Below are 10,670 nucleotides of genomic sequence, written 5' to 3'. Positions count from 1 at the left end.
CGGCCGCCGGGGGCCACCCGTCCCAGGTGTCACCCCTCGGCGTCACGCACCAGGAGGGCGATCTGCACCCGGTTCTCGACCGCCAGCTTGGCGAACAGACTGCCCGTGTGCGCCTTGACCGTCGCCACGCTGATGTGCAGCCGCCGGGCGATCTCCGGGTTGCCCAGTCCGTCGGCGATGGCCCGGGCGGTGTCGAGTTCCCGTTCGGTCAGCGCGGCCAGTTGCTTCCGCGCGGCCTCGCGCGAGGAGTCGCGGGCGTGCGAGGACTGCGGTCCGGTGGCCGCGGCGATCACCCGGGCCGTAGCGGCCGGAGAGAGCACGGGATTGCCGTCCGCGACCGCCCGCACCGCGTCGAGGAGCTGCGGCGGCTGGGTGTCCTTGAGGACGAATCCGAGCGCTCCGGTGCGCAGGGCGCCGAGCACCAGATCGTCGGAGTCGAAGGTGGTCAGGATCAGCACCCGCGGCGGCGTCGGCCGGGTGAGCAGCTCCCGGGTCGCGCTGAGACCGTCACGGCCGGGCATCCGCACGTCCATCAGCACGACGTCCGGCCGGTGTTCGTCCACCACGGCGATCGCCGTGTCGCCGTCGGCCGCCTCCGCGACGACGGTCAGGTCCGGTTCGCCGTCGATGACGAGCCGCAGCGCCATGCGCACCAGCTGTTCGTCGTCGACGATGACGACACGCACCGGCCCCCGCCGGCTGTCGCTGTCGCTGTCGCTGTCCACTCAAGCTCTCTTTTCGTGCGTGGGGCTCGGCCAGGGCAGTTGTGCGGTGAGGAGGTAGCCGTCGTCCGGTGTGGGGTGGTGGCGCAGCTCTCCACCGGCGAGGTCGACCCGCTCGCCGAGGCCGAGCAGGCCGAATCCCGACGCCGGCGGCTTCGCCGCCGTCGTGGTCGACGGTGAGTTGCGGACGCTCACCCGCAGGCTGTCGCCCGCCGCTCCTTCCAGGGTGATGCGGATCCCTGCGTCCGGGGCGTGTTTGGCGGCATTGGTCAGCCCCTCCTGGACGACCCGGTAGCCGGTGCGGCCGACGAGGTCGGGCGGCGTCCCCGTCACGGTGCCGGCGAGCGTGACGTCCAGCCCGGACGCGCGGGCGTCGGCCACCAGGTCGGGGACGCCGTCCAGCGAGGGCTGCGGAGGTTCCGGGAGACCGGGGTCGGCCCGGAGCACGCCGAGGACGTCCCGCAGCTCCTCCAGGGCGAGGTGGGACCCCTCGGCGATGCCGCGGACCAGCACGCGGTTCTCCTCGGCCTTGAGATCCCGGCGGTGGTCCAGCACGCCGGCCTGCATGGCGACCAGGGAGATCCGGTGCGCGAGGACGTCGTGCATCTCGCGGGCGATCCGGTTGCGTTCCAGGGCCCGCGCCTGTGCCGCCCGCGCGGACTGCTCCCGCTCGGCGCTCTCCGCCCGCTCCCGCAGCGACCGCACCTCGACGCGCCGCGCCCCGACGGCCATGCCCATCGCCACCGCGATGCCCGCGGTCAGGGCGGGCGACACGAGTTGGAACCAGAACGAGCCGGGCGGGGTCTCGACCGGATAGAGCTGGACGGCGAACTGGGTCGCGGTCACATAGGCCAGCACCACGACCCCGATCTCCACCGGACGACGACGGGTGGAGATCGAGCCCAGTGCCACCAGCGCCGCGCCGGTGGCCAGCGCCGACGTGGTCGAGGCGACCGACACCGTCAGTGCGACGGCGAGCGGGAACCGCCGCCGCCACAGGAGCGCCGTCAGGCAGGCGCCGGCCACCAGCGGATCACCGATGAAGAACCAGGAGCCCACGTCGCCCGCCGGCCCCTTCGACACCGCCACACCGGTGGTGACCCAGGCCAGCAGTCCCAGGGCCGCGGCCGCCGTCAGCCGCCAGATCTGCTGCCACCACCCGAGCCGTGGCGCGACGTCCATGTTCACCCGCCCATTATCGCGAAGCCGTGCGGCCGGGGACTCGGCCGGAGGACCGAGGCGCCCTAGACCAAAGTCGAATCCCTGCTTCGCCCGTGGGCCAAGACGTTCCGGACCGCCGGGCCGATGTGCGGCCCGCGCCACACGAACAGACTCCTTTCATGCGCCGGGACAACCGAAGAGCAGCGCGAGCCGAGCGAGCAGAAGGAGGGGCAGGCATGTTCGAGGACGTGCGACGTCGGCGGGCCGTGCGGCGGGTCAAGCCGGGGGACGGGCGGGCGCTGAAGCGTTTCCGTTGGTGGCAGTTGCCGTTCCGTGCCCTGTTCTACCTCCGGCTGCCGAACGACGACGGCGGCCGGAGCGTCTACGCCGTCGACGTCAGGCATGCGAAGAGCGACGACAACGGCAGGGTCAGCGCCCAGCTGTACCTCGACGGCAGGCAGCACGCCGAGTCGAAGCTCCCCGCCGCCTTTCCCGTTCCGGGCGGCGTCGTGGAGGTGAGGAGGAGCGAGTTCGGGCTCAAGCGCTGCCACTATGTCACCGATGACGGGACGGAGTACCAGCTCGTCCCCGACCGTGACTCGGCCGAAGGGCGCCGCGCCCACTTCGACCGCAAGCACCCCGCGGTGAGCCGGGCCGTCGGCTTCCTCTCGGCGGTCGTGCTCCTCGCCGGCCTGTTCCTCGTCCTCACGCAGCTCGCCGAACAGCTCACCCGGCCGGAGGAGATCGCCCGGCAGGTCGGCGGGACCTTCACCGCGCCCGTCGACCTGCCGGCCTGGGGCAACACCGTGGTCGGCCTCATCACGGTGACGGCCAGCACGGAGCGGGCCCTGCGGCTCCGCTACAGCCGACTCCTCGACGGCGCGGCGGGCTGACCCGCCCTCTGCTTCCCCCACCACGCTCCACAGAGCACAGAGCGCAGAGCGCAGAGCGCAGAGCGCAGAGCGCAGAGCAAGGAGTACCGCATGCGAAAACTTCTCGTCGGGGCCCTGGCCACCCTCATGGTGGCGCTGCTCACCTGGCAGGGCGCCTCCGCGCAGACGGCACCGAGCGCGACGGCGCCCCCCGACCGGATCAGCTGGGGCGAGTGCCCCGGCACCCCACTGCCGACACTGGAGTGCGGCACACTCAAGGTGCCGCTGGACTACCGGAACCCCGACGGCAGGAAGATCGACGTCGCGATCTCACGTCTGGCCGCCACGAACCCCGAGAAGCGCCGCGGTGTGCTGTTCACGAACGCCGGCGGACCGGGCGCGCCCGGCCTGAGCTATCCGCTGGTGCTGAAGTACTACGGCGTGCCGCAGAGCGTGCTCGACACCTACGACGTGATCGGCTTCGACCCCCGCGGCGTCGGCTACAGCGCTCCGGTGACCTGCGGCCTGGAGGGGGAGGCGACGGCGACGGCGAACGTCCCCGACTACGCGCTGAACCGGGCCGACGTCGCCCGGCAGGCCGAGCACGCCGCCGAGGTCGCCGAGAAGTGCGGTGCGGCGTCGACGGCGTCCCTGCTGCCCCACATCAGCACGGCCAACACCGCCCGTGACATGGACCGGATCCGCGCCGCCCTGGGCGAGCCGAAGATCTCCTATCTCGGCATCTCCTACGGCACCTACCTCGGTTCCGTCTACACCACACTGTTCCCGCGCCGGAGCGCGCAGTTCGTGCTGGACAGCGCGATGGGCCCCGACGGCAGCGGACCGTCGGCCACGCGCGGATTCGGGGAAGGCGTCGAGGACAGGTTCCCCGACTTCGCGAGGTACCTGTCAGAACATCCGGAGTACGGCTTCGGCACCTCGGTGCAGCGGATCAGGGAGAAGTACTTCGAGCTGGCCGCCCGGCTGGACGCGAAGCCGAGGCCGGACGGATTCGACGGCAAGAAGTTCCGCAAGGTCACGTTCGAGAAGCTCTACCTGGACCAGTGGCTGCCCGAACTGGCCGGGATCTGGCAGGCCGTCGACACCGGACGGGCCATCCCGCCCACACCGCCCGTCGAGGTGCCGCCCGGGCAGCCGGCCGACAACCCGGTCGCCGGTCAGCTCGCCGTGCTCTGCAACGATCGGAACTGGCCGGAGTCGGTCGCCACGTACCAGCGCAACGTCAGGACCGACCGTGACCGGCATCCCCTGTTCGGCGCGGCGGCGGCGAACATCTGGCCCTGCGCGTTCTGGCCGACGGAGCCGGCCGAGCCGCCGGTGCGGATCAGCGACCGGGGACCGTCGAACGTACTGATCGTGCAGAACCTGCGCGACCCGTCCACACCGCTGTCCGGTGCCCGCGCACTGCGCGCGGCCTTCGGCGAGCGGGCGCGGATGATCACCGCGGACCAGGGCGGGCACCTCGCCTACCTCTACCTCAAGAACCGCTGCCTCAACGACGCGACGACCACCTTCCTGGTCACCGGGGAGCGCCCGCGCACCGACCGGGCCTGCGCGGCCGAACCGAGCGCGAGCCGCGACGGCCGGCCCGGTGCCCCCTGAAGCGGGAGCACCGGAGCCGGAATCCGTGCGGCTGCGCGGACCTCAGTCGTCGTACGACAAGCCGTGTCCCATGCGGAAGAGGACCCTGGCCGGATCGTCGGCCCGCTGGACGGGCACGGGCAGCTTGCCCTGCGGCTCGACCCGGCCGGCGATCACCCGGGCCGCAGCGCGCAGTTCGACCTCGGTCCAGCAGTAGGAGACCAGTGAGGCCGGGACGTCGCCGAGGTGGGCGATGTCGTAGGGGTTGCGCACCGCGAGGTGGACGACGGGGACGCCGGTCGCGAGCAGCCGGGACACCAGGGTGCGCTGGGCGCTGGTGGCACCGACGTTGTCGGTGGTGACCACCACCGCGTCCCGTCCCCGCGCGGCGGCCACGGCCTCGTCGATCTTCGCCGCGTCGGGCGTCCGGCCGGTGGCGAGATGGGTGGTGCGGTAGCCCAGTTCGTCGAACGCCCTGGCCAGCTCGGGCACCGTGGTGCGGTTGGCATCGGTCGGGAAGGCCGGGCTGGCGCCGACCACGAGCAGCTTCCGCTGGCCGCGGCGCAGCGGGAGCGTGTCGTCCTCGTTGACCAGCAGGGTGGTGGTGCGCTCGGCGATACGGGCGGCGGCGCGCAGGTGACCCCGGGCGCCGACGACCCGGTCGACCTCCCTCTGCGACACGTAGGGGCTGCCGCTGAGCAGGCCGGCCTTGTCCTTGACGCGCAGGATGCGCAGGACGGATGCGTCGAGGCGGTCCTCGGTGATCTCCCCTCCCCGGACGGCGGCCAGGACACCGTTGTAGGCGACGTCGATGTCCGGCGGGAAGAGCAGTTGGTCGGCGCCGGCCTTGAGGGCGAGGACCGGCACGCGGTCGTCGCCGTACTTGGTGCGCACGCCCTGCATGTTGAGGGCGTCGGTGACGATCACACCGTCGAAGCCGAGTTCGTCGCGCAGCACGCCCTGGAGGATGGCGGGCGACAGGGTGGCGGGCTCGTTGCTGGGGTCGAGAGCGGGGACCTGGAGGTGCGCGGTCATGATCGAGTCGACGCCGGCGGCGATCGCGGCCCGGAAGGGCGGGGCGTCGACGCGCTCCCACTCCTCGCGGGTGTGGGTGATCACGGGCAGTCCGGTGTGGCTGTCCTCGCCGGTGTCGCCGTGGCCCGGGAAGTGCTTGGCGCAGGCCACGACGCCGGCCCGCTGATACCCCGTCACCTGGGCGCCCACCATGCGTCCGACCTCGCGGGCGTCGGCGCCGAAGGAGCGGACGTTGATGATGGGGTTGGCCGGATTGACGTTGACGTCGGCGACCGGCGCGAAGTTCTGATGGATGCCGAGAGCGGCGAGTTCGGTGCCCGATATCCAGCCGGCGGTGCGCGCGTCGGAGAGCGAGCGGCCCGCGCCGAGCGCCATCGCGCCCGGCAGCTGGGTGGCGCCGCTGCCGATGCGGACGTTGACGCCGTGCTCCTGGTCGATGGAGATCAGGGACGGGATGGGGGTGGGCAGCGCGAGCGAGGCCCGCTGCACACCGTTGCTGAGGTCCGCGATCTGGCGGGGGTCCTCGATGTTGTTCGCCCAGCCGTGAAAGTAGATGACCCCGCCGACGTGGTACTTGGCGATCAGCTCGGCCACGGTGCGGACGCCGAGTTCCTTGAGGTTGCGGTCCTGGTCGAGCCGGCTGGGGGAAGTCGCCGACGTACCGTAGAAGTACGGCACGAACAGCTGGCCGATCTTCGCCTCGACGCTCATCCTGGAGATGATCTTCTTGAGTCGCCGGTCGCGCGAGTGGGCCGCCGCCGGGGTGGCTGCCACACCCGAGACGGCCGTCGCGCCCGCGGCGACCACGGTCGCGGAGGCGAGCACGGTTCGTCGGGAAAGACTCCGGTCCTGCATGCGGACTTGCTCCTTCCACCCTTGCCCATCAAGGGACTTGACGGATTCTTGAAGGACTCCGAGCAGCGGGAAACGTAGCCCGCGGGTGGCGGGCGGGGCAATAGGTCTAGACAAAATTGGTCCAGACGACTGCGGGCTCGGTGTCGGCCCGGACGGGCAGTACGCCGGCGGCGGACGAGTTTGTCGGCCAAGGCCGCCGTGTCCGCCGGGGCCGCGGAACTCGTCGCGGACGGCGAGCGCGAGCGTCGGCAGGTTCCCGGGCCACGTGTACGCGCCCGTCACCAACGACACATCGCACCCGGGCCACCCTCGCGGCGTCCCGCGAGGCGGGGACGGAGATAATCACCGTATGAGGCTCACTCTGCTCGGCGGCGGCGGATTCCGCGTACCGCTGGTCCACCGCGCCCTGGCCACGGCCGCCGGCGACGCGGCCGGCCGGTGCACCGAACTGGTGCTCTACGACACCGAGCGGGCGAGGCTCGACGCCATCGCCTCGGTCCTCGCCGAGCAGACGGCCGCGCTCGCCGGAAGCGACCGGCCGGCTCCGCCCGCCGTCCGGACCACCACCGATCTCGACGACGCGCTGCGCGGCGCGGACTTCGTCTTCTCCGCGATCCGTGTCGGCGGCCTGGAGGGCCGTGCCCGGGACGAGCGTGCGGCGCTCGGCGAAGGGGTCCTCGGGCAGGAGACGGTCGGCGCGGGCGGTGTCCTGTACGGGCTGCGCACGGTGCCGGAGGCAGTGCGGATCGCCGAGCGGGTCGCGGCCGTCGCGCCGGACGCCTGGGTCATCAACTTCACCAACCCGGCGGGCATGGTCACCGAGGCCATGCAGCGCGTTCTCGGGGACCGCGTCATCGGCATCTGCGACTCGCCGGTCGGACTGTGCCGGCGGGCCGCGCGAGCGCTGGGCGCCGATCCGGACCGCGTGGGCTACGACTACGTGGGGCTCAACCACCTCGGCTGGCTGCGGCGGGTCACCGTGGACGGCCGCGACCGGCTGCCGGAGTTGCTGGCGGACGCCACCGCGCTGGAGTCCTTCGAGGAGGGCAGGCTCTTCGGCGCCGACTGGCTGCGGACGCTCGGCGCGCTGCCCAACGAGTACCTGCACTACTACTACTTCAACCGGGAGGCGGTCGCGGCGCTGCGGCAGGCCCCCGCGACCCGCGGGGAGTTCCTGCACGAGCAGCAGGCCGCCTTCTACACGGACGCGGCCGCCCGGCCCGAGCACGCCTTCGCCGCGTGGGAGCGCACGCGCCAGGAACGCGAGGCGACGTACATGGCCGAGAGCCGGGAGAGCACAGGTGGCTGGCAGCGCGCCGCGTCCGATCTCGAGGGCGGCGGCTACGACCGGGTCGCGCTGGCGCTGATGCGCGCGATCGCCCGCAACGAGCGGACGACGCTGATCCTCGACGTCCGCAACCGCACGGCCGTCCCGGGCCTGGACGCGGACGCGGTCGTCGAGGTGCCCTGCCTGGTCGACGCGAGCGGCGCGACCCCCCTGGCCACGGGCCTGGTGGCGCCCGACCAGCTCGGCCTGATGCTCAGCGTGAAGGCGGTGGAGCGCGCGGCGATCGAGGCGGCGACCAGCGGCTCGCGGTCCGCGGCGCTGCGGGCCCTGGCGCTGCACCCGCTGGTGGACTCGGTGAACACGGCGGAGCGCCTCCTCGCGGACCGACTTCCGTCGAACCGGCCGCGTTGACGGGCAGGCCGCGTTGACGGGCAGGCCGCCCGTGCTGATCTTGGGACCCCCACCCGATGGGAACGCCCCCTGTCGAAGACAGTCACATCGGTAGAATGTGACGCAGCCGCTGGAAGCAGTGGGTAAGGGAAACGGGACACGTGGACAGACTCACCTCCGTGGAGCGAGCGCTGCGCGCGGCGACGCCGAACGCGCTGCTCGACGTCGTGACAGCCGCCCTCATGGAGCAATACGGCGCCGGACGCGTCGAACTGCGCATGGCCGACTACGGAATGCGCTCGCTCCAGGCGGTCGAGACGGTGCCGTTCACCACGGAGCCGGTCATGATCCACGACAGCCCGCAGGGCAGGGCGTTCGGGTCGCAGGAGCCGTTCCTTCTCGCCGATCCCGACGCACACGCGGTGACCGTTCACCTCCCGGTCACGATCCGCGGTGACCGCCTGGGAGTCCTCTCCGTCACCCTGCCGGAGGACCGCCACTCACCGGAGCTGATTCCGGAGATGCAGCACCTCTGCGACGTTCTCGGCCACGAGATCCTTGTCGCGGAGCGTGACACCGACCTCTACCTGCTCGCTCGGCGAGCCGCGCGCCTGACCCTGGCGGCGGAGATGCAGTGGCAGTTGCTGCCGGGCCGTGCCTGCTCGCGCCCCGAGTTCTCCCTAGGCGGCCATCTGGAGCCCGCGTACGCGATCTTCGGGGACAACTTCGACTGGTCCGCGTCCGCCGACCATCTCACGCTGACCGTCACCAATGGCATGGGCGAGGGCATCGAGGCGGCACTGCTCACCAACCTCGCCGTCAACGCCATGCGCAACGCCCGGCGCGCCGGACTGGGCCTGGCCGACCAGGCGGCACTCGCCGACCAGGCGGTGTACGCGCAGTACCGCGGTTCCGCGTATGTGTCGGTCGTTCTGCTGCGCTTCGACCTCGCGACCGGCGGGGTAGAGGCCGTGGACGCCGGATCACCCCGCATCTGGCGGATGCGGGACAAGGACGTCGACTCCCTGCCCCTGGAGGAGCAGCTGCCTCTCGGCATGTTCGAGGACACCCACTACACCTCCGAGTACTTCCAGGTGCTTCCTGGCGACCGTCTGCTGATCGGCAGCGACGGCGTCTACGACTCCGTCTCCCCTGCCGCGGAGAAGTACGGGGAACGAGCGCTCGCCCGGTCACTGACCGCCGCCCGGCTGCTGCCGCCGCAGCAGGTGCCTGGAGCCGTGCTGCGGGAGCTGGCCGCGTACCGTGGCAACACGCCCTTGGACGACGACGCCCTGGTCGTCTGCCTCGACTGGTACGGGCGGGACTGACGTACTCGTCCACATGCTCCGGCCACAGACGGCCGAGGACCCCCTGACTGCGTCTCCTCTATAGCGACCTGGGAGAATCCCCGTATGGGAGTCGAAGCTGCGGTGACCGTCACGACGGTCGACGAGGTGCGGGTCGTGCGGGCCATCGGGGAGTTCGACCCCGACAGCGACGAAAGCCTGGCCGTGACCCTGGTCCCCTCGGTGGACCGCCCGACGGGCACCATCCTGGATCTGGCCGAGGTCACGTTCGCCGACTCCGCCTTCCTGCACACTCTGCTGGCCGCCAAGACCGAACACGACCGAGTGGGCGTCCCGTTCGTGCTCACCCGGTTGCCCCCGGTGGTGGAGCGACTTCTCACGCTGACCGACGTCGCCCGTGCCTTCGACCTCACCAGCGACATCCGGGCCGCCGTGGAGCTGATCAGGTCCCGCGGCGACGCCGCCGACCGGTAATGAGGGGTGACGGCACGTGACCACGGCCGAGACGAAGGCTGGTCGGCCGGAGCCGCCCCTCAGCGCTGCCACCGCGCGTGACCGCGTCCGAGGACTGCTTCTGACGTGCGATCCAGCCCCGCCTCCGCGGGTCACCGACGACATCCTGCTCGTGGTCACGGAGCTGGTCACCAATGCCGCTCGGCACGGCGGTGGCCTGCTTGCCTTCGACGCGCGCCTCGTCGAGGACACGATCACCATCAGCGTGACCGATGCGTCACCCGTCGTCCCGCACACCCACGCCCGCGACCGGGCGGGTGCTCCGGGCGGGTTCGGCTGGCCCTTGATCCAACTGCTCAGTCACGAGGTGTGGGTGCGTACCACTGCTGCCGGAAAGACGATCAGGGCTGTACTGGGCACCACCGCCCACGGTTGACGCATAGCCCGCGGACCGCGATCAAGCTGCGGAGTGTGCTGCGGGTGCTGCGTCCTCGTCGCCGTGCGCGGTGCTGAGCTCTGCTTGCAGCGCGGCGAGCCCCGTGGCGAGGGCACGCCGTTCGGCGGAGGGCAGGTTGCCGATGGCATGGTGGAGCACACTGTCGCGTCGTTCGCGGATGCGCAGCAGGTGGCGGGTGCCCGCGGGGGTCAGGTGCAGGACGATCTCGCGGCCGTTGCCGGGGCAGGGCAGGCGTTCGAGGAAGCCGACGGCTTGCAGGCGGTCGCACATGCGGGTGACGGTCGACGGCGAGGAGGCGAGCAGTTGGCAGACGGTGCGCATCCGGATCCCGTCCGCACGGTCGGCGAGGTACATCAGGCGCAGTTGGGATGTCGACGTGGGCGTGGTGCCACCGTCGGTGGCGTTCCTGGCGTGCTCCCACAGCACGTCGAGGAGTTCGGTGATGCTGCCGGCGGACCGGATTGCCTCATGGCACGTCCTGTCCGGGTCTGCGTCCGGTGCGGTCATGGTGGCCCTCAGTGGTGTGCT

10 protein-coding genes are annotated in these 10,670 nt (G+C 71.7%); 6 read left to right on the top strand and 4 right to left on the bottom strand.

Going from position 1 to position 10,670, the window contains the following annotated elements; translation table 11 throughout:
- Positions 1-29: 29 nt before the first annotated feature.
- Together ACFW01_RS35125 and ACFW01_RS35120 are read right to left on the bottom strand one after the other, a co-directional pair.
- The gene (locus ACFW01_RS35125; protein WP_384510467.1) at positions 30-725 is read right to left on the bottom strand and encodes a response regulator; all 696 of its coding nucleotides are present in this window, start codon (positions 723-725) and stop codon (positions 30-32) included.
- The gene (locus tag ACFW01_RS35120) at positions 726-1,910 is read right to left on the bottom strand and encodes a histidine kinase (protein WP_234961403.1); all 1,185 of its coding nucleotides are present in this window, start codon (positions 1,908-1,910) and stop codon (positions 726-728) included. It lies immediately after the preceding gene.
- A gap of 209 nt (positions 1,911-2,119) precedes the next feature.
- On the opposite strand from ACFW01_RS35120, the gene ACFW01_RS35115 reads away from it, so the two are divergent.
- Together ACFW01_RS35115 and ACFW01_RS35110 are read left to right on the top strand one after the other, a co-directional pair.
- Complete coding sequence (locus tag ACFW01_RS35115; RefSeq protein WP_234961402.1) at positions 2,120-2,776, top strand: hypothetical protein; 657 nt, start codon at positions 2,120-2,122, stop codon at positions 2,774-2,776.
- Between the two features lie 90 nt (positions 2,777-2,866).
- The gene (locus ACFW01_RS35110; RefSeq protein WP_234961401.1) at positions 2,867-4,378 is read left to right on the top strand and encodes an alpha/beta hydrolase; all 1,512 of its coding nucleotides are present in this window, start codon (positions 2,867-2,869) and stop codon (positions 4,376-4,378) included.
- Between the two features lie 42 nt (positions 4,379-4,420).
- Here ACFW01_RS35110 and ACFW01_RS35105 read toward each other — a convergent pair whose 3' ends face one another.
- Positions 4,421-6,247, bottom strand: a complete 1,827-nt coding sequence (locus tag ACFW01_RS35105; protein ID WP_234961400.1) for a glycoside hydrolase family 3 protein — start codon at positions 6,245-6,247, stop codon at positions 4,421-4,423.
- A gap of 349 nt (positions 6,248-6,596) precedes the next feature.
- Between ACFW01_RS35105 and ACFW01_RS35100 the strand changes: the two genes are divergently transcribed.
- The 4 genes from ACFW01_RS35100 to ACFW01_RS35085 all read left to right on the top strand — a co-directional run bounded on the left by ACFW01_RS35100 (position 6,597) and on the right by ACFW01_RS35085 (position 10,121).
- Complete coding sequence (locus ACFW01_RS35100; RefSeq protein WP_384510461.1) at positions 6,597-7,946, top strand: 6-phospho-beta-glucosidase; 1,350 nt, start codon at positions 6,597-6,599, stop codon at positions 7,944-7,946.
- A gap of 140 nt (positions 7,947-8,086) precedes the next feature.
- Positions 8,087-9,253, top strand: coding sequence for a PP2C family protein-serine/threonine phosphatase (locus ACFW01_RS35095; RefSeq protein ID WP_234961398.1), 1,167 nt, complete (start codon positions 8,087-8,089; stop codon positions 9,251-9,253).
- Positions 9,254-9,337: 84 nt separating this feature from the next.
- Positions 9,338-9,706, top strand: a complete 369-nt coding sequence (locus ACFW01_RS35090; RefSeq protein WP_234961397.1) for an STAS domain-containing protein — start codon at positions 9,338-9,340, stop codon at positions 9,704-9,706.
- A gap of 16 nt (positions 9,707-9,722) precedes the next feature.
- Positions 9,723-10,121 (top strand): ATP-binding protein, encoded by a 399-nt coding sequence (locus tag ACFW01_RS35085; RefSeq protein WP_234961396.1) that lies wholly within the window; start codon positions 9,723-9,725, stop codon positions 10,119-10,121.
- 21 nt (positions 10,122-10,142) lie between these two features.
- On the opposite strand, the gene ACFW01_RS35080 is transcribed toward ACFW01_RS35085, so the two are convergent.
- Positions 10,143-10,649, bottom strand: a complete 507-nt coding sequence (locus ACFW01_RS35080; RefSeq protein ID WP_384510456.1) for a MarR family winged helix-turn-helix transcriptional regulator — start codon at positions 10,647-10,649, stop codon at positions 10,143-10,145.
- Positions 10,650-10,670 lie beyond the last annotated feature (21 nt).

This window comes from Streptomyces sp. NPDC058985, assembly GCF_042740985.1.
Taxonomy (GTDB): domain Bacteria; phylum Actinomycetota; class Actinomycetes; order Streptomycetales; family Streptomycetaceae; genus Streptomyces.
Note: the sequence above shows the minus strand (reverse complement) of the source record. Positions and strands in the feature narration are given on the sequence as shown.